This is a genomic window from Pseudomonas sp. McL0111, from assembly GCF_052567255.1.
On sequence record NZ_CP199585.1, the window covers coordinates 3,432,113 to 3,450,860 of the forward strand.

Genomic DNA, 18,748 nt, shown 5'->3' on the forward strand with positions numbered 1-18,748 from the left:
CCAATCTTTTGTGTCGATGTGAATTCATGAGCCAGACCGCGACCATTTTGGTCATTGATGACGAACCGCAAATTCGCAAGTTTCTGCGCATCAGCCTCGCCTCGCAGGGCTACAAAGTGCTTGAGGCCGGCACCGGAGCTGAGGGCTTGGCCCAAGCAGCGTTGAACAAGCCGGACTTGCTGGTGCTCGACCTCGGCCTGCCGGACATGGACGGCCAGCAAGTGCTGCGCGAGTTTCGCGAATGGGCCACGACGCCGGTGCTGGTGCTGTCGGTGCGCGCCAGTGAAGGGCAGAAAGTCCAGGCCCTCGATGGTGGCGCCAATGATTACGTGACCAAGCCGTTTGGCATTCAGGAATTCCTCGCTCGGGTGCGCGCATTGCTGCGTCAGGCACCGGCCGGGGAAGCGCAACCCGCAGCGCTGAGTTTCGGCCCGTTGACGGTGGATCTGGCTTATCGGCGGGTGCTGCTCGATGGCGTTGAAGTGGCGCTGACCCGTAAAGAGTATGCGGTGCTGGCGCAACTGGCGCGGCACCCGGGGCGGGTCATCACGCAGCAGCAGTTGCTCAAGGATATCTGGGGGCCGACCCATACCGAGGACAGCCATTACCTGCGGATTGTGGTCGGGCACTTGCGTCAGAAACTGGCGGACGATCCGACCCGGCCACGGTTTATCGTGACCGAGGCGGGGGTTGGATATCGGTTGCTGGAGGCGGGTTCTTAGATCTCCAGTTGTCTGTTCCGGCCTCATCGCGGGCAAGCCCGCTCCCACAGTGGTCGGTGTGATGTATCGATTTAGAACACACCCGAGACACCTGTGGGAGCGGGCTTGCCCGCGATGAGGCCCTGACAGATAGCAGGGCTCTTACTGTTGTTCACTTTCGTATCGATCCAGCGTGTCCCGTGCGATTTCGCGTCCCAGTGCGATCAACTCCGGTGCCTTGTAGAACTCGAAAAACCGGCAAACCCGCTTCGGCACGTTGATCAGAATGTCCGGCGGATACCCGGCAATCTTGTACTGCGCCAGCGAGGTCTGCATCACCTCGAAACTCTGGTTGATCAAATCCAGCAACGACGCCGGCCCGACGTTATCGATGATGAACGAACCGGTCGCGGACTTCGGCGCACCTGCGCGTTCGGGGGCGGCGGCCGGTTGCTGACTTTCCGGCTCGGCACCTTCGAGCCATGGATTGATCTCCGCTGCTTCGGCGCGCAACGCCTCCTGTTCGAGCTTGAGCAGTTGTTCGGCCTGTGTGCGGCGAAACGGCATCTTCGAACCCAGCGAACTGATCAGGCTGTCGAAGCGCGAGCGAAATGCGGCGGGGCGCTCGATTACCGGCAGTTTGTAATGGCGCTGGTTAGTCGAGTTGAGGTTGACCGCGATGATCAGATCACAGTGGCTTGAGACCACCGGCACGATCGGCAGCGGATTGAGAATGCCGCCGTCGACCAGCATCCGGTTGCCCTGCATCACCGGGGTGAACAGGCTGGGAATCGCCGCCGAGGCGCGCATTGCCTGATGCAGGCAGCCTTCCTGAAACCAGATTTCCTGTTGGTTGGTGAGGTCTGTGGCGACAGCGGTATAGGGGATGCGCAGGTCTTCGATGTTCATTTCGCCGACGATCTTGCGGATCTGCCCGAAAACCTTTTCACCACGAATCGCGCCGAGCCGGAAACTCACGTCCACCAGGCGCAGGACGTCGAGATAGTCGAGGCTTTCGATCCAGTTGCGATACTCGTCCAGCTTGCCGGCGGCGTAGATCCCGCCGACCACCGCGCCCATCGAACAACCGGCAATGCAGGCGATGTCGTAGCCGCGTTTTTCGATTTCTTCAATGACCCCGATGTGGGCATAGCCCCGGGCGCCGCCGGAACCCAGCACCAGTGCGACTCGTTTTTTCATCAAACTTCCTCCGGTCAAGGTTGCACAATGCACCCATCGAACGGTCGGCTCAATCGTCAGGAACGATTGATAGCGCCATGGCGTCGTTTTTTCGATACTGGGTGACGGCGCGACGCTATCCTTGTCGCCACGAGTCTTTGCAGGGCGGACAAGGCACTTTTTCGTCGCCGCATCGTCTTACCTGCACGAGTGTTGACCTATCTTTGAGGTGTGAGTGATGAAAGCCTGGATCTGTGTACCGTTGATTGCTCTGGCATTGGCCGGTTGCGCCGGTAAAACCGCTTACCGCGACAGCTGCGGCAGCCAACTCGACGCGGCGTGGCACGAACTGGATCTGGCCAAGGCCGAAGGCTTTGCCGGCACCGTGAGCTACTCCAAAGCCCTGTCGTTGCTGACGGCAGCCAAGACTCAACAGCAATTCGAAGGCTTCGAAGGTTGCTCGAACAAGGCTGAGAAAGCGCGCTTTTACATTCGCGAATCCCGCGCCGGACGTTAAGCTGCTGACGTGAAGCAAGGATGCTGCGTTCGCGAAACGCCACACTCATCCGCAAAGTCATTGAACCAAGGAGCAAGTGATGTCTGCGTTGGTTGACCGCTTGGTGGCTCATATCCTGAGTTTGGAAGTGCGGGTGTTGGCGTGTCAGGCGCGTTTGACTGCGCGCACCGACCCCGAGGCGTTGCATGATCTGCGCACCACCGTACGGCGTTTGCGCAGTCTGCTGCGGCCGTTGCGCGGGTTGCCCGGTGTCGAGCAACTGGAAAGCGCGGCGGCGAGTGTCGGCCAGTTGACCACGCCCTGGCGGGATCGCGAGGTGCTGGCGGCGTACTTGCTCAAGCACGATCAGCCCGAAGCCGCGCAGCGGCGCATGGTGCAAATGGCCGAGGCCTATCCGGCGTTGGCGGCGAGTGCCGAAGTGGCGTCGTTGTTGATCATCCTCGATGCCTTTCCACGGTTCTTGCGCGCATCGCAGCGTCAGGGCCTGCTCAAAGGCCTCGGTAAACGCATCGAAAAACGCCTCGACAAACAGTGGAAGAAACTCGATGAAGCGCTGCACGATCCAGCCCATGACCGCCATCGTCTTCGTTTGCTGATCAAGCGTGTGCGCTATGGCATTGAGGCCTATCCCGAACTGGATCGCCTGCCCGAAGCGGCGCTGCCGCGCTTGAGGTCTGCACAAGGCGCCTTGGGCGACTGGCACGATTGCTGGCAGTGGCTGGCGCGGGCCGAACTGGAGCCGGATCTGCAACCGTGTGTGGCGACCTGGCAGACGACCATGATCAAGGCTGAAACCAAGGCTGATCGGGTTCTCGAAAAACTCAGCTCAAGCTGCTTCAAATAATCCTGAATCCACCCGAAATCCCTGTGGGAGCGAGCTTGCTCGCGAAGAGGTCGAGTCAGTCAACATCATTGTTGTCTGACCCGGCGCATTCGCGAGCAAGCTCGCTCCCACAGTTGTTTTGCATTTGTTTGAAATCTGTTTAAGGCCTTTCTGTCAGTCTATTTGACCGGAATAGACGCTGCGGCGCTCTGCCATGCTGGTTAAGATCAGGGCATTCCCTTCGCGCTTTCTGAGGTTGTCATGCAATTTTCCGATCTGCTGGACGCTGTTCGCCGTCATCCGGAGTTGTCGATCCCGGCAGAGTGGGCACAGGGCCGCGCGAGTTTTGGTGGCTTGATCGCCGCGCTGCAATACGAAGTCATGCGTGCGAGGGTGCCGGCAGATCGACCGGTGCGGTCGCTGGCGATCACTTTCGTCGGGCCGGTCGAACCGGGTGTGCCGGTGAGCTTCGATGTCGAAGTCCTGCGTGAAGGCAAAGCCGTCAGTCAGGTACTCGGCCGCGCAGTGCAGAACGGTCAGGTTGTGACGCTGGTGCAGGGCAGTTTTGGCGCGTCGCGAGTCTCGGAAGTGGCGGTGCCGGCGCATCCCGCACCGGAGATGAAACACTGGGACGAATGCCAGGAGTTGCCCTACATCAAAGGCGTGACCCCGGAGTTCATGCGCCATCTGGCGATGCGCTGGAGCGTCGGTGGTCTGCCGTTCACCGGCAACAAATCGCGGGACATGGGCGGGTGGGTGCGTCTGCGTGGTGATGTGAAGGAGGAGCCAATCAACGAGTCCTACATTCTCGCGCTGGTGGATGCGTGGCCGCCGTCGCTGTTGCCACACCTCAAGCATGTGGCGCCCGGTAGCACGCTGACCTGGACCATCGAATTCGTTCAGCCGTTAAAGGATGTGAGCACGCTGGACTGGTGCAAGTATCTGGTGCAAACCGATTACGCTGCCGACGGTTACGGGCATGCCGCCGCCAAGCTGTGGAGCGCGCAAGGCGAGTTGATCGCGATGAGCCGTCAGACCGTAACGATCTTTGCCTGAATCAATGCCGACCGTGGCGCTGCAAACCGAGCGCCGCGACGATACCAATCACGCCGATAGTCACGCTGGCCAGACTCAGGCTGAACACGCCGGACACGATCAGCAGAAACGCGACAATGAACAGCGGTACGGCAATCAGGTGCAGCACCAGATTGGTCGGATGCTGATGATTGTTCGGGTACGCGCGCCATTGCCACGCGGGAAGATTGGGGTGACGTTTGCCCATGTTGCTACTCCTCATTCCATTTGGACTCAATGGTTGAAGAATAGGCGCGGGCGAGGAGGGCGGCGAATCGAGGTTGGCTATTGACGTGATAGGGACAACGGTCGGATTCGATGTCGTTTCGGCTGCCGCCATCGCCAGCAGGCTGGCTCCCACAAGGAGCCTGTGTGAACTTCAAATCCTCTGTGGGAGCTAGCCTGCTAGCGATGGGTTCTCAGAGTTTCAACTGACCAATCGCCTTGCTCAATTCCCCGGCCAACGTCGCCAACTCATTACTGGTCGTCGCCGAATCCACCGTCTGCTGCACTGTGTTTTCCGTCACATCACGAATACTCACCACCGCCCGATTCATCTCCTCGGCAACCTGACTCTGCTGCTCGGCGGCCACCGCAATCTGCGTGTTGCTCTCGCGCATCTGCGCCACCGCGCCAGTGATTTCCGCCAGCGCTTCACCGGCCTCCTGCGCCTGCTGCACGCAGTCGTCAGCCTTGTACGAACTCTCCTGCATGAAATCCACCGCATCGCGGGTCCCGGCCTGCAACGCCGACACCATGGTGGTGATTTCATCGGTCGACGCTTGCACCCGTTTCGCCAGGTTGCGCACCTCGTCGGCGACCACCGCAAAACCACGGCCCATTTCACCGGCCCGGGCCGCTTCGATGGCGGCGTTGAGCGCCAGCAGATTGGTTTGCTCGGCGATGCTGTGGATCACGCTGACCACGCCATTGATTTTCTGACTATCTTCCGCCAGACGCTGGATCATCTCGGCGGTTTGCTGCACGCCGCTCGACAGCCCGGCAATCGAATGCTGCACCCGTGCGACCACTTCCTGGCCGCTGCCAGCGAGGCTGTCGGCAGTCTGCGACAAATCGCGAGTGGCGCCTGCATGCTGGGCGATGTGATAAACCGTGGCGGTCATTTCATTGATCGCGGTGGCGGCCTGATCGGTTTCGCTTTGCTGGCCGAGCATGCCGTGACGCACTTCGTTCATGCTCGCCGCCAGCCGTGCCGCGCCGACATCCAGTTGCCGTGCGGTATCGGCGACGGTGCCGACCACGCGTTGATAACCGGCTTGCATTGCGTTGAACGCATTGGCCATCTGCCCGACTTCATCCTTGCAGGCCAGCGGCACACGGGCCGACAGATCGCCGCTTTTTTCCACATGCAGCATCACGTCTTTCAAGGTATTGAGTTGCGCGAGCAGGAAACGGATCAGCAGTTGCGAGGCACAAAGCATGGCGAACATCAGAACGAACACCGCCACCGCGTAATTGGCGAAACGTTCGCTGAACACCTGGCTCAGGCTCGGGCCATAAGCGATCACGGCGACCTGTTGGCCGTCAGCGCGGCTGAACACTTCAGCGCCCATCAGTGGGTTGTCGCCGAACAGCGGTAGATGATTGATCTCGATCCAGCCGTTGCTGTCGGTGATTTCCAGCAGCGGTTGATCGTGGAGACGCGGCGCTTCACCGCGTTTGAAGGTGAGTATCTGCTCGGCTTGGGGCAGCGGCTGGCCTGCCGGCCACGCCTTGAGCAATTGCGCCTGAGCCTGCGCGGACGTCATGGACGCATGACTGCGCGCCTGTTGCTCAAGCTGCACGGCGTACAACACCAGCAGCAGGGTAGTGACGAAGGCGACGGCATTGACCGCCCAGAATTTGTACTTCAGCGAGATATTGCTAAGCCAGGCACCCATGTAGGTTTTCTCTGATAGCGGAAACAGCATTGGCAAGGTGCCAGTATTGTGCCGCTATGCAGGCCTTCAGAACTTGATATACATCAACAGGCAATACGGTCCAGTCCTTGTAGGAGTGAGCCTGCTCGCGATAGCCGCATGTCAGTCAATGCAGTGTTGAATGGATGATTGCAATCGCCAGCAGGCTAGCTCCCACAGGGGGAAAAGGGTGTGTCAGGGGAGGGTGGGAAGGCCGAAAAATGCCCGGGCGCACGCGGTGGTATGCGCGGCCAGATCTTCCTCGGTTTCACCGCGATGCAACGCGACTTCACGCAACACTTCAGTCAGATAAGCCGGTTCATTACGGCCGTTTTTCGGTTTTGGCCGCAAGGTGCGTGGCAGCAGATACGGCGCATCGCTTTCCAGCATCAGCCGTCCGCGCTTGATCTCCTTGACCAGCGGATGCAGATGCGTGCCACGGCGCTCGTCGCAGATCCAGCCAGTGATGCCGATGTGCAGATCCATATCCAGATAACTGAACAACGCCTTTTGTTCGCCGGTGAAGCAATGCACCACCGCGGCCGGGAGTTGATCGCGGAAGTCTTTGAGGATTTCCAGCAAGCGCTGACTGGCGTCACGCTCATGCAGAAATACCGGCAATTGCAGTTCTACCGCCATTGCCAAATGTTCTTCGAGGACTTTTTCCTGCTGCGGACGCGGCGAGAAATCGCGGTTGAAATCCAGCCCGCATTCACCGACCGCCACCACGTTCGATTCCTGCAACAGACTGCGCAGGCGACGGGCGCTGTCGGCGTTCCAATCACTGGCGGAATGCGGATGAATACCGGCTGTGGCGAACAGTCGCTGACCACTTTCATCCAGCTGTTGGCACAGTTCCAGTGCCTGTTCGCTGCCCTCGACGCTGGTGCCGGTCAATACCAGTTGGCAGACCCCGGCAGCGTAGGCGCGATCAAGTACGGCCTGATGTTTGTCGGCGAAACTTGGGTTGGTCAGGTTGACGCCGATATCGATGAGTTGCATGGTTGCTACCTCGGGCCGAAGGCCGGAAAGCATACCAGAGCTGTAGATTCATAAGAAAAGCCAAGAACTACAACGAGTTATAGCTGTCTCTTGATGCCGCGACGCAGTCGGTGTTGGCGCAAATGCCATCACTGTGCCAGTCTCTCGCACTTTGCCAGCGCTCATGGCGCTCTGTTTTCGTCGGTGATTTCGACCGTTCAGCGGTAAAAATCGCCCCGTAATCTTTCCGGAGAGTGGATGGTTCGTCCCTCGGTTTTGCTCCTGTTGTGTGGATCGTTGCTACTGCCGATGACGGCGGTTGCACGCCTGCCCGGGCCACTGCAAGCCGTGCCGGCCGCCAAGGTGCGCGACCTGTCGGAGATTCGCAGCAGCCGCGTGTTGCGGGTGCTGGTCAACCAGAGCCGCAACAGCTCCGGTGAAGTGCAAGGCCAGGCCATCGGCGTTGAATACCATCGCCTGCGCGCCTTCGAGCAATACCTCAATGGCCATGCCCGCGATGGTCAGGAAGTAACCCTCAAGATCATCCCCAAAGCCAAGGATCAACTGCTCGGCGCATTGCAGCGCGGCGAGGGAGATCTGATGGCGCCGGGAGAATTGTTGGATCTGCAACCGGGCCATGCGGTCGCCAGCAGTGAACCGATCGCCAGCAACGTACCGCTGGTGTTGGTCGGCATCAAGGGTGAACGACGTTACACCAAGGTCGAACAGCTTTCCGGCAAGACGCTGGCCTTGCCCGCCGGTAGTGCGGCGGGCGAGGCAGTCAGTCAACTCAATCAAAAACTCGTACTGCGCAAACTGGCACCGATCAAGATCGAATGGGTCGATCCGACGCTGGCCGTCGAGGACGTGCTGGAAATGGTGCAGGGCGGGATTTTTCACCTGACCATCGTCGAGCAACCGATAGCCGAGCGCTGGGGCAAGATCCTGCCGAAGCTGCGCTTTGATCGTCAGATGATGATCAGCGAGCCGGGCGAGGAATACTGGTTCGTGCGCCGTGATGCATCGATGCTGCGGGCGAGCATCGATCGTTTCCTCGGCGGCTACAAGAAACCGGCGAACGAGGATGCGGCGTTTCTGCGCATCTATCGTCGGCTCTACCAAGTGCACTACCCACTGGCCAAGGCCGACCGTCAGCGCCTGGAAAACCTGCGTCCGGTTCTGCAAAAGCATGCCGATGCGCAGAACATGGACTGGCTCAATCTGGCGGCGCTGGCGTTCAAGGAATCGGCCCTGCAACCCAATGCCCGCAGTGGCAGCGGCCCGACCGGGCTGATGCAGATCACCCCGTCCGCAGCGCAACGGGTCGGCGTCAACAATATCCAGAATCTCGATGCCAATGTGCAGGCCGGGGCCAAGTACCTGGCGATGATTCGCCGCAAGTTTTTCAACAGCCCCAAGCTCAACGAGCGCGAGCGCATGGCCTTCACTCTGGCGGCCTACAACATCGGCCCGGAGCGGGTGCAAGGCATGCGCGCCGAAGCGCGGCGCCGTGGCTTGAATCCCAATCAGTGGTTCTTCCAGGTCGAGCGCATCGCCATGGAGCAGGTGGGAATGGGGCCGGTCAGCTATGTTAATAGTGTGAACAAGTACTACCTGGCATTCGACCGGGAACGGGAGTCGTTGGAGCCCAAGGGACAGAAAGTCGCCTCGCGCAAATAATCGAATAAGTTGATTGTTATGGCGGAATATTTGCGCTTTTAACATGAAAATAACTGATTAATATAGCGGCCAACCAACACACACTTTGCATAACAAGGAATGACCCAAATGAGCTCTCTGATCAACAAGGTACTGTTCACCCGCGCCGGTTATGGCCTGACCGTTCTGCGCATTGCCGTCGGCGTGATCTTCGCCGCCCACGGTTCGCAGAAGCTCTTCGGCCTGTTTGGTGGTTACGGTCTGGCCGGCACCGCGCAGTACATGGAAAGCCTCGGCCTGACCCCGGGTTACCTGATGGCCACGCTGGCTGGCGGCACCGAGTTCTTCGCCGGTCTGGCACTGATCATCGGCCTGCTGGTACGCCCGGCGGCATTGGGTTTGACCTTCCTGTCGCTGGTGGCGATCTTCACCGTACACATCGGCAACGGTCTGTTCATGGCCAACAACGGTTATGAATTTGCCCTGGCCCTGCTCGGTGGCAGCATCGCGGTAATGATCGAAGGCGCCGGCAAGCTCTCGGCTGATCGCGCCATCGCCGGTTAAGCGCTCTGGCTCAAGCCAAAGGCCCGCATTGTGCGGGCCTTTTTTGTTGCTGCTGATTCTTGACACTCATCAGTCACGTTCTCTAGGATGTTGCTCATGCGCCGATTTAAACAGCTACTTGCGGGGCGCCAGGTGACTCAATCAGTTGCCGTCAGAAGCCGGAACAGGGCTTCGAAATACCGCTAAAGCGCTGGTTCGGTGTTGCCTCTCACCTGCCATGCAGACTTTTGAGGCAGAGACACGACCCAATGAATGCACTACGCCCTCCAGCACGTCCCGCGCCGATCACGGCACATATCACCCAGCGCAACCCGAAAATCCTGCTTGGCGGCAGACATCAGCCAACGCTGTTGCGTTATCTCGATGGCTGGCCACGTCGCAGCGGCGGTCCTGCCGCGTTCCTGATCCAGTTTGTCGAAGACGGCGAGTCGCTGGCGCGTTTCGCCAGTGACAGCTTTGATCTGGCGGTGATTCAGTCGCCGAGCCGTGAAGACGCGCCGGAAATGATCAAGCAACTGACTCGTGTGGCGCGACAGGGTTTGATTGCACGGCGCTGAATTCAGCTCACTTGTTCAGTGAATTACAAAGCTTGAATAGCTGGTTGTCATTCTTGATACCCAGCTTGCGGTAGGCGGACAGCTTTTGAGTACTGATGGTGTTGGCGCTACGGAAGAATTTTGCTGCGATCTGATTGACCGACATGCCATCGAGAAAACACCGCAGCACCTCCTGCTCCTTGGGTGACAGCGCCGAGTGACGAGTCAGATCCACATCGTGCTCGGCTGCGTTCGAGCCTTCGTCCACGGCAGCGATTTCCGAACATGCCAGTTCGCTGGCCATGGCCGCATCCAGATAAATCTGGCCTGTGGCGACTTTGCGAATCGCCATGGCCAGATCCTCCAGTTCCTGAGTCTTTCCATAAAACCCCGAGCAGCCGTTCTGCATCGCCAGGGTCACCGTGGCCGGGTTGTAATGCGATGACAGCACCAGAATTTTGCAATCGGGATAATTCAACTTGATCCGGCGAATCATGTTGATGCCATCGATTTCCTTTTCGCTCAGCACAAAGTCGACCACCACAACGTCGACCTTCTGAGTGGCCATGGCTGCCAGAAATTCCTTGCTCGTCGCAAACGCGCCGACAACCTCTATATCCATCTCGGTCGCCAACCAGGCGGCAACTCCAAACCGAATGATCTTGTGGTCATCCAGCAACATGACGGTGTACGGCCTGAATTGCCGGCTGACCATTTGGCTCTTCCTGTTTTCAGTAAATAACGATTTAAGTCAGGCCACTTTGACAGGTAGGCAAATCGATTTTTACAGGCTTTGTCTCAATTTTTCCCAGAGGGCTCTTTTAAATACCGATTTCGTAATCTTTTGAATTAGGTTTTTCTCGATGGTTTGCATTTTGGGCACTGACCAGAATGATTCCAGGGCCAGTGGGTATCACCTTGGTCTGGCCGTCAGCCATCGGCAGGCGGGAAATCATTTGCAGTGCTCAAGGTGTTCCATGGAAAAGAAAACTTTATTTGCAGCCTTTGCGCTGGCGACCTCGGCCATTGTGACTTTGCCGGCCTATGCCACCGACGGTGTGATCAATTTCACGGGCTTGGTCACCGACGTGACCTGCACCATCGAAGGTACCGTTCCAGGTACTGGAGGTGCGACCAAGGATGTGCCGATGAACGGTATTTCCGCGGCGAACCTGGATGCAGCCGGTAAGTTCGGCCCCCTGACGAGGTTCGAGATTCTTGTCGGTGGTCCAGGACAAAACGGTTGCACCGACGGCCGCAGCGCACTGATTGCGTTTGATACTGCCAGCCCGATGATCGATGTCGCTACCGGTCGCTTGAACATCGATGGCTGGAACGTACCGACTGACCTTATCAACGCCAAGAATGTGCAGATCCAAGTGACCAAACAAGACGGCACTCCGCTGAATCTCTACACCGAAAAATCAGATGCAGTGGTCATTGCCAGTAACCAGGCAATCATCCCGCTGGCGGCACGGTACTACGCAACGGGTGCCGCGACAGCGGGTCTGGTCGCCTCTCGTGTCGGTTTCACCATCGAATATACCAACTGAAAATGTACCGGGAGCGTACGCGCTCCCCTGTGCCGATCTCGCGCAACTGCGCGGCATCGGCAGTTCTTGCCGAGATTTTTGCTGATGAACACCAGAGCCCGTCGTGCGCTCGCCGTTTGTGCGCTGGCGATGACGTCGTTGTACATGCCCGCGTCGCAAGCCTCGTTGGTTATTCAAGGCACCCGGGTCATTTATCCGGCCGCAGAGCAGGAAGTTGTGGTCCGCATGGAAAACAAGGGCGAGCGACCGACACTTGTTCAAACCTGGCTGGACAGCGGCGACAAGACAGCGACACCAACCACGGCGCACGCACCTTTCACCGCGACACCACCGGTTTTTCGAATCGACCCAGGCAAGCAACAAGCTTTGCGCCTGCGTTATACCGGCGAACCATTGCCCACGGATCGCGAGAGCCTGTATTGGCTCAACGTCATGGAAATTCAGCCGAAGGCGCTCGATGCCGGGGGGAGAAACCTGATCGAGCTGTCGTTTCGCTCGCGTATGCGGGTGTTTTTCAGACCTGAAAAATTGCCGATAGAGCGTTCTGAAGCCACGTCAAAACTGACCTGGAAGCTGATTGCCTATCAGGGCGGATACGCCTTGGCGGTGCTGAATCCGACGCCGTATCACATCTCTCTGGCATCCGTTGAATTGGTCGGCAGCAAGGGCGAGCGCTTCCCGAAAGCCGCGAATAAAGAAGCCAATGACAGTCTGTTGTTCCCGGCGGGTGACGTTAAGCGTTTCTTGTTGCCGACGCTGCAGAGCAAACCTGCTGGTGCGGCGGATGTCGAGTTCACCGAGGTAACCGACTTCGGTGCCCGAGTAAAACACTCAGTTCATCTGAGCCCTGATTCTCAATGAATTGATCATCATGAATATCTTGTTTCGCCTGAGGGCAGCGTCCCGCATTAGCGCAATTGTCGTTGTCGGCCTGATGACAACGACCGTTGCCGAAACCTCGCAGGCAGGGGTGGTGATCAGTGGCACCCGGGTCATTTACCCGGCAGAACAGAAAGACGTGTCGGTGTGGTTCCAGAGCAAGAATCAGACGCCGGTACTGGTGCAGGTCTGGCTCGACGACGGTGATGAAAATATCGCGCCGGAAAAGGCCAGTGTTCCGTTCGTTGCGACGCCACCGATCTTTCGTCTGGAGCCGGGCAAGCAGCAGGTCGTGCGGTTGATCTATACCGGCGAACCGTTACCGACAGACAAGGAAAGCCTGTTCTGGTTGAACATGCTTGAAGTGCCGCCCAAAGCGCAGGGCGACGAGGCGAGCAGCCAGTTGCAGTTGGCGTTTCGGACGCGCCTCAAGGTGTTTTTCCGGCCTCGGAATTTACCGTATGACCCGACCCAGGCAGCAGAAAAGCTGCGCTGGGAGTTGGTCGCTGAACAACAGGGCTTCGCCTTGAGGGTGACCAATCCAACGCCCTACAACATCAGTTTCGATTCGGTCGAACTGGTGGCTGGTGGACAGCGACATGCAAAACCGACGGGCCAGACCGCTGCACAAAATATGGTCGCGCCGGGCGCCTCGAATCTGTTCTCGCTGCCGGGCTTGAAGTCCTCGTCAGCATCGGGGGCGCTCGTTGAATTCAAGACCATCAACGATCTGGGATCGGTGACTGCGTACAGCGCAAAAATTTCGCCCTGATCATTCACGCGTTGCAGCGGATTGATTCCGCCACGCCCGACAACCAACTCTGCGGCAAGACATGCGCATGCCATGCCTGCATCAGGCCCGGCTTGCCCGTTTTTGGCTGAGTTCACGTTCTGGAACACCGGCTATGAGATCGTACATTGCTCTTTCATCCCGGTTTGTACAGCTGATACAGGGCCGCTTTGTCGCTGTCATTCACAGTATTTTGATGCTGGGCAGTGGTGAAGTGCTTGCTGCATCGAGTGTTGAGCAAGTCGAGTTCAATCCGGCATTTTTCCAGGGCGGTGCCGCCGGTAAACAGTTCGATATTTCACGGTTTAACACTGGCAACGTAGTGTTGCCGGGTGTTTTTCGTTCGGACGTTTACATCAACGGTGCCTGGATCGGCCGGGAGGAACTGACGTTTGCCGCCGTCGACGGGCAGCCCAGCGCCCAGTTGTGTCTGGATCGTTCGATGCTGGTCAAACTGGGTGTCGATGTCGATGGCATCGCACAAAAAGCCAGTCAGGCTGGCGTGGTCGCGCCGCCGCCATTTCCCGCGAAGCCGTTCTGTGCCGACATCGGTATTTATGTGCCGGACGCCAGCGCCACCTTCGACAGTGGTGAAAGCAAGCTCGACATTCAGGTCCCGCAGCTCTACATGACACGCATGGCGCGTGGCTATGTCAGCCCGGAGCACTGGGACGACGGAATCAACGCAGGTTTCGTGCGCTACAACGCCAACACCTATTCCAGCAAAAGCAGTGGCGTCACCAACAACTCCGGCTACCTGGGGTTGAACAGCGGCCTGAATCTGGGCGAGTGGAATTTTCGTCATAACGGCGCCTACAGCCGTGACCAGGAGAGTGCCGGTTACCAGAGCAGCGCGACCTACGTGCAGCGCGGATTTTCGTCGCTGCAATCGGAGTTCACTGGCGGCGAGATCTACACCTCCGGTGAGCTGTTCGACAGCGTGCGCCTGCGTGGCGTAACCCTGGCCACCGATGACCGGATGATGCCCGACTCGATGACGGGTTATGCACCGATTGTCCGTGGGGTTGCCGAGACCAATGCCAAGGTGACCATTCGCCAGCGCGGCATGTTGCTGGATGAAATCACCGTGCCGCCCGGGCCGTTCGTGATCGAAGATCTGTTCCCCAACGGATATGGCGGCGACCTCGAAATCACTGTCACCGAAGCCGATGGGCGTCGCCGGCAATTCATCGTGCCATTCGCTTCCAATGCCCATTTGTTGCGTCCGGGTTATCAGCGCTTTTCATTGAGCAGCGGGGTGATGGCCGATCCGGGATTGTCCAGCCATCCGTGGCTGATGCAGGGTACATATCAACGCGGTCTGAACAACGTGATCACCGCCTATACCGGTGGCAACACCTCGCAGGATTACCTGTCGGAACTGATCGGTGCGGCGTTCAACACACCAATCGGTGCGGTGTCGCTTGACGTCACCGCATCTCAGGCCTCGGTCCCGACACTTGGCGCGATGCAGGGGCAGAGTCTGCAAGTGCGTTACAACAAGAACTTTGCCGAAACCGGGACCAACTTCGCGCTGGGTGCTTTTCGCTATTCCACCGACGGCTTCCTCAGCCCTCGTGATGCTGCGCAGTTGCGCGAGACTGTTCGCGAAGGCGGTAACGTTGACGACGTCGGTCGGCTGCGTGAGCGTTTCGATATCAGCCTGAGCCAGAGCTTCGAGCGTGGCTCGGTGTTCCTCACCGGCTCGCAGCAGGAGTACTGGAATCGGCAAAGCAGCACGGTGAGTTTCACTGCCGGTTACAGCGGTTCCTGGGACCGGGTCAGCTACACCGTCACCGCTCAGCGCAGCCGGGATCTGGTGAGCAACCGCAGCAGCAATCAGATCGATCTGAGTTTCAGCATTCCCATCGGCAGAGGGGCGCGCTCACCGATGCTGTCGACCACTCTCAGCCATGGCGATACGCAAGATACTGCGCGCACGGGTGTCAGTGGCGTGCTTGGCGAGCGAAATCAGATCAACTACGGCGCATCCACCAGCTATTCGAGTGGCAACGGCTCCAGCAAAACCACGAACGCTGACGTGACGTATCGCGGCCAGAACGCGGAAACGTCCGCCAGTTACAGCGACGGGACGGGTTACCGCGCGGCCTCGCTGGGCGTATCCGGCGGGGTAGTGGTGCATTCGGGCGGGGTGATTCTGGCACCGGAACTCGGCGATACCATCGGCATTGTGCATGCCACGGGCGCGGAGGGCGCCGGGATCGGCAGCAGCAGTAACGCGCGCGTCGGCGCCAATGGGTACGGCGTCGTGCCGTATCTGGTTCCCTATCGCAGCAACTCGGTTGAGCTGGACCCGAAAGACATGTCGCAGGATGTCGAGCTCAAGACTGCCTCGCAGAACGTCGCGCCCAAGGCCGGTGCGGTGGTGATGATGGGCTTCGATACCAGCACTGGCCGGGCAATGCTGATCAATGCCGTGCAGGCGGATGGCAGCCCGATTCCGTTTGGCGCCGATGTGTTCGACGAGGCGGGCACCGGCGTCGGTGTAGTAGGGCAGGCCGGCAGGATGTTTGTGCGCACGGCGCAGGACAAAGGCGAGTTGACGGTCCGTTGGGGCGAAGGGGCCGACGCGGTGTGCCGCATTCCTTTCGATATGAGCACCGTTGCGCCGTCTCCGGCAAATCGCAGTCTGGCGCAGATGAATGGTGTTTGCAGGCGCGGCGCATGAATCAGCTTTTCAACAGCGGCAGACATCAATTGCCTTCCATGCGCGGTTCCGTCTCTGGCGGACATTCGGCGCTAACGACGGAGCTTCGACGATGAACACAATCACTCGAAAATTCGCCAGGCAGCGCGGTTTGGCTGAACGCTGCTCTCTGATATATGCAGTCCTGTCAGGACTGTTACTGCTGGGGATTAGCGGCCAGGCTTACAGTGCCTGCGAGCCGACAATCGTATTGGCTGATCCGCAAATTGTTACGGCTGCGGCGCAATCCATCCCGGCGCCGTTGGCGGCGGGCGTCAGGATCGGCACTTTTACCGCCAGCAACCTCTATTACAATGTTTTCCAGACCTCTTGCGGCGGAACTCAAAGTGCCTCCACTTGGGGGCGTGCGAAAGTATCCGCGGTATCGACCTGGAATGGATATTCGGTCTATCCCACTGGTGTAGCAGGCATTGGCTATGCCGTTGAACTGGCCGATCCCAACGGCAGTTATACGAAGTTGACGACCAATGAAACGGGGGGCGGCAACAGGTTTTTCAGTGGCACATACATTGGCACTTTAGGTATCAGATCCAGAGTCTACTTTGTCACCACCGCGCCTCTGGCCAGTGGCGTCTACGATATTCCTACCCAATTCATTGCACTCACGCGCTCGCGCAATCTGTCCGCGACATCGATTGATGGCTCCCCCGGCGCCAGCAGCAATATGCGCCTCAATACCTTCCGGTTGACGGTTGGCAATACCACCTGCGATCTGGCCGCTGGCGATGTTTCCCGGACGATTACCCTCGATACGATCAAACGTGCCGATTTTGTCGGGCAATGGGCTGGCCTGAAGATCTTCGAAATCACTGCGAACTGTACTGCCGTATCGAGAGTGACCTTCAGTTTCAGTGGTACTCCAGCACCTGGAGATGGCTGGCGTTACGCCAATACCGGAACCGCTACCGGCATAGGTTTGTGGCTTTACTCGCTTATTGGAGGCGTACGGGAAACCATCACCCCCAATACCGGCAACTATCAACGCACGGTCAACGTCGTCAGTGGCAAAGCGGTTCTGCCGGGGGGGATGGGGTATTTCAAGACCACCGGTAACCCTATTACCAGCGGCACGCTCGTCAGCACCGTGACCGTCAATATCACCTACCAATGAACAGGCCATGGAACGTTCCCGTGAAACAACAATTGCTGTGCATGGCGCTGATTCTGTCCGGTGTGTCGGCGCAAACGGTTCATGCCGCCACAACCGGAACCCTGAGAGCCGAAGGGCTGATCATCAACGGCACCTGCAATCTGGCAGCAATCGGTGTTGATCCGATCAAGCTGGCGACCGTCAAGTCGTCCGACTTCGATCATCAGCAGTCCGTCGCGCCTAAAAACTTTCAGCTGACGGCGAATTGCGAACCGGAAGTGCGCAATGTCACGTTCATTTTTTCCGGGACACCTTCCAGCGCCGATGGCGGGCGATTTGCCAACACCGGGACGGCCGCAGGGGTTGCGCTTGGATTGGTGTCGAGTGATGGACGTGCCATCCGCGCCGACGGTACCGACAATACCCGCCTCATTCCGGTGGTCGCGACGAAGGCAGTGATACCGCTCACGGCGTCCTACTGGAAAGTCGGCCCGGTCACTGAAGGAACGCTGGTGAGTCAGGTAATCGTGAAGATCACCTACGACTGAAGCTGCAATCAATATTGGCGAAGCAGATTTGCCTGCGCTGCGCTATCCAGACGCTGAACTACCAACCAAAGAAATCCTACGATGAATACGATAAACCGAGCAGTTGCAATGCCGCGCGGCATGACTTGCCATTACTCCCAGTGCGCACGCAGGCTTTATACAAGCATCGCGGGTCTGTTACTGCTGGGCGTTTCGGGCGAGGCTTTCAGCGCCTGCGAACCCATTTCGTATATCGCGATACAAAGCGCCACGACAGGGGCGCAGACCATCAGCGCGCCGCTGGCAGCCGGGGTCAGAATCGGAACCTTCACCGCGAACAGCTCCAATATCGAGGTCTTCAGAACCATATGCACGTCCTCCATGTGGATGCGCGCAGCCAAGGCTCCGGTTTCAACCTGGAATGGCTATTCGGTTTATCCGACCGGCGTGACAGGGATCGGTTATGCCGTGGAAGTCGCTGATTACAACGCTGCCAGTTATACAAAACTGACTACACCTCAAACCGGCGCGGGACAAAGTTATTACCGGGACAACTACTTTGGAGGACTAGGAGTCAAATCGCGGATCTACCTTGTCACCACCGCGCCGCTTGGCAGCGGTGTTTACAATATTCCTGCTCAGGTCGTGGCGCTGACCCGTGCGCTGAACAGGGACGTGACGTCGATTGACGCGAGCCCCTCGGCCAGCAGCAATCTGCAACTGTCCGCGTTTCAGTTGACGGTTCGCAATACGACGTGCGACCTGGCTGCTGGCGACGTCTCTCGAACGATTGTCCTCGACACCCTTAAACGCGCCGATTTCATCGACAAAGCGGCTGGTCTGAAAGACTTTGAAATTACCGCGAACTGTACCGACACATCGAGTGTGACCTTCTCTTTCACTGGTACTCCGGCACCTATCGATGGCTGGCGCTTCGCCAATACCGGAACCGCTGCAAACATAGGGCTATGGTTTTACTCGCGTATTGGGGGCGATGTGATAACCATTACCCCCAATACCGGCAATTATCAGCGGACAGTCAACGTCGTCAACGGTAAAGCGGTTCTTCCGGTAGGCATGGGATATTTCAAACTTACCAACAATCCGATCAGCAGCGGCACGCTGGTCAGCACGGTGACCGTGAACATTACTTATCAATGACCCAGCGTGGCAGCACCGCTCACCACCAATGCTGATAAAACCGGTGATGGGAAAGTTACCTACGACT

The 18,748-nt window shown here is 58.4% G+C and carries 19 protein-coding genes and 1 pseudogene; 14 read left to right on the top strand and 6 right to left on the bottom strand.

Annotated elements, in window-relative coordinates; all coding sequences use genetic code 11:
* The first annotated feature begins 26 nt into the window (after positions 1 to 26).
* On the top strand, positions 27 to 722 hold the full coding sequence (locus ACTWLJ_RS15675; RefSeq protein ID WP_445177479.1) for a response regulator: 696 nt from the start codon (positions 27 to 29) through the stop codon (positions 720 to 722).
* A 141-nt stretch (positions 723 to 863) separates the two neighbouring features.
* On the opposite strand, the gene ACTWLJ_RS15680 is transcribed toward ACTWLJ_RS15675, so the two are convergent.
* Positions 864 to 1,901: a patatin-like phospholipase family protein gene (locus ACTWLJ_RS15680; RefSeq protein WP_445177480.1), complete on the bottom strand. Its 1,038-nt coding sequence runs from the start codon at positions 1,899 to 1,901 to the stop codon at positions 864 to 866.
* 217 nt (positions 1,902 to 2,118) lie between these two features.
* Here ACTWLJ_RS15680 and ACTWLJ_RS15685 point away from each other — a divergent pair, with 217 nt between their 5' ends.
* The 3 genes from ACTWLJ_RS15685 to ACTWLJ_RS15695 all read left to right on the top strand — a co-directional run bounded on the left by ACTWLJ_RS15685 (position 2,119) and on the right by ACTWLJ_RS15695 (position 4,276).
* Positions 2,119 to 2,397, top strand: a complete 279-nt coding sequence (locus ACTWLJ_RS15685; protein ID WP_007963692.1) for a hypothetical protein — start codon at positions 2,119 to 2,121, stop codon at positions 2,395 to 2,397.
* 79 nt (positions 2,398 to 2,476) lie between these two features.
* A complete protein-coding gene (locus ACTWLJ_RS15690; RefSeq protein ID WP_445177481.1) occupies positions 2,477 to 3,241 on the top strand; it encodes a CHAD domain-containing protein in 765 nt (254 codons plus the stop codon).
* Positions 3,242 to 3,481: 240 nt separating this feature from the next.
* Positions 3,482 to 4,276, top strand: a complete 795-nt coding sequence (locus ACTWLJ_RS15695; RefSeq protein ID WP_401216717.1) for an acyl-CoA thioesterase — start codon at positions 3,482 to 3,484, stop codon at positions 4,274 to 4,276.
* Between the two features lie 10 nt (positions 4,277 to 4,286).
* Here the strand turns inward: ACTWLJ_RS15695 and ACTWLJ_RS15700 are convergent.
* The 3 genes and pseudogenes from ACTWLJ_RS15700 to ACTWLJ_RS15710 form a co-directional block, all read right to left on the bottom strand.
* Positions 4,287 to 4,502: pseudogene (locus tag ACTWLJ_RS15700) on the bottom strand (Mpo1-like protein); the annotation flags it as partial.
* Positions 4,503 to 4,713: 211 nt separating this feature from the next.
* A complete protein-coding gene (locus ACTWLJ_RS15705) occupies positions 4,714 to 6,195 on the bottom strand; it encodes a methyl-accepting chemotaxis protein (RefSeq protein WP_445177482.1) in 1,482 nt (493 codons plus the stop codon).
* Positions 6,196 to 6,408: 213 nt separating this feature from the next.
* Positions 6,409 to 7,215 carry a TatD family hydrolase gene (locus ACTWLJ_RS15710; RefSeq protein WP_445177483.1) on the bottom strand — a complete coding sequence of 269 codons (807 nt, stop codon included), beginning with the start codon at positions 7,213 to 7,215 and terminating at the stop codon, positions 6,409 to 6,411.
* 237 nt (positions 7,216 to 7,452) lie between these two features.
* Here ACTWLJ_RS15710 and ACTWLJ_RS15715 point away from each other — a divergent pair, with 237 nt between their 5' ends.
* From ACTWLJ_RS15715 to ACTWLJ_RS15725, 3 genes are all read left to right on the top strand, one after another.
* Complete coding sequence (locus tag ACTWLJ_RS15715) at positions 7,453 to 8,874, top strand: transglycosylase SLT domain-containing protein (RefSeq protein WP_401216713.1); 1,422 nt, start codon at positions 7,453 to 7,455, stop codon at positions 8,872 to 8,874.
* A 108-nt stretch (positions 8,875 to 8,982) separates the two neighbouring features.
* Entirely contained in the window at positions 8,983 to 9,417 is a 435-nt protein-coding gene (locus ACTWLJ_RS15720; RefSeq protein ID WP_401216711.1) for a DoxX family protein, read from the top strand.
* Positions 9,418 to 9,665: 248 nt separating this feature from the next.
* Complete coding sequence (locus ACTWLJ_RS15725) at positions 9,666 to 9,974, top strand: class I SAM-dependent methyltransferase (protein WP_445177484.1); 309 nt, start codon at positions 9,666 to 9,668, stop codon at positions 9,972 to 9,974.
* Positions 9,975 to 9,981: 7 nt separating this feature from the next.
* On the opposite strand, the gene ACTWLJ_RS15730 is transcribed toward ACTWLJ_RS15725, so the two are convergent.
* Together ACTWLJ_RS15730 and ACTWLJ_RS15735 are read right to left on the bottom strand one after the other, a co-directional pair.
* On the bottom strand, positions 9,982 to 10,668 hold the full coding sequence (locus ACTWLJ_RS15730) for a response regulator (protein WP_445177485.1): 687 nt from the start codon (positions 10,666 to 10,668) through the stop codon (positions 9,982 to 9,984).
* Between the two features lie 106 nt (positions 10,669 to 10,774).
* On the bottom strand, positions 10,775 to 10,909 hold the full coding sequence (locus ACTWLJ_RS15735) for a hypothetical protein (RefSeq protein WP_445177486.1): 135 nt from the start codon (positions 10,907 to 10,909) through the stop codon (positions 10,775 to 10,777).
* A 21-nt stretch (positions 10,910 to 10,930) separates the two neighbouring features.
* Between ACTWLJ_RS15735 and ACTWLJ_RS15740 the strand changes: the two genes are divergently transcribed.
* The 7 genes from ACTWLJ_RS15740 to ACTWLJ_RS15770 all read left to right on the top strand — a co-directional run bounded on the left by ACTWLJ_RS15740 (position 10,931) and on the right by ACTWLJ_RS15770 (position 18,681).
* Entirely contained in the window at positions 10,931 to 11,506 is a 576-nt protein-coding gene (locus ACTWLJ_RS15740; protein WP_445177487.1) for a fimbrial protein, read from the top strand.
* Positions 11,507 to 11,590: 84 nt separating this feature from the next.
* Positions 11,591 to 12,367, top strand: coding sequence for a fimbria/pilus periplasmic chaperone (locus tag ACTWLJ_RS15745; RefSeq protein WP_445177488.1), 777 nt, complete (start codon positions 11,591 to 11,593; stop codon positions 12,365 to 12,367).
* 10 nt (positions 12,368 to 12,377) lie between these two features.
* Positions 12,378 to 13,157 (top strand): fimbria/pilus periplasmic chaperone, encoded by a 780-nt coding sequence (locus tag ACTWLJ_RS15750; RefSeq protein WP_445177489.1) that lies wholly within the window; start codon positions 12,378 to 12,380, stop codon positions 13,155 to 13,157.
* 214 nt (positions 13,158 to 13,371) lie between these two features.
* Complete coding sequence (locus ACTWLJ_RS15755; protein WP_445177490.1) at positions 13,372 to 15,864, top strand: fimbria/pilus outer membrane usher protein; 2,493 nt, start codon at positions 13,372 to 13,374, stop codon at positions 15,862 to 15,864.
* 91 nt (positions 15,865 to 15,955) lie between these two features.
* The gene (locus ACTWLJ_RS15760; RefSeq protein ID WP_445177491.1) at positions 15,956 to 17,014 is read left to right on the top strand and encodes a fimbrial protein; all 1,059 of its coding nucleotides are present in this window, start codon (positions 15,956 to 15,958) and stop codon (positions 17,012 to 17,014) included.
* A 20-nt stretch (positions 17,015 to 17,034) separates the two neighbouring features.
* Complete coding sequence (locus tag ACTWLJ_RS15765) at positions 17,035 to 17,541, top strand: fimbrial protein (protein ID WP_445177492.1); 507 nt, start codon at positions 17,035 to 17,037, stop codon at positions 17,539 to 17,541.
* An 81-nt stretch (positions 17,542 to 17,622) separates the two neighbouring features.
* Entirely contained in the window at positions 17,623 to 18,681 is a 1,059-nt protein-coding gene (locus ACTWLJ_RS15770) for a fimbrial protein (RefSeq protein ID WP_445177493.1), read from the top strand.
* Positions 18,682 to 18,748: the final 67 nt, after the last annotated feature.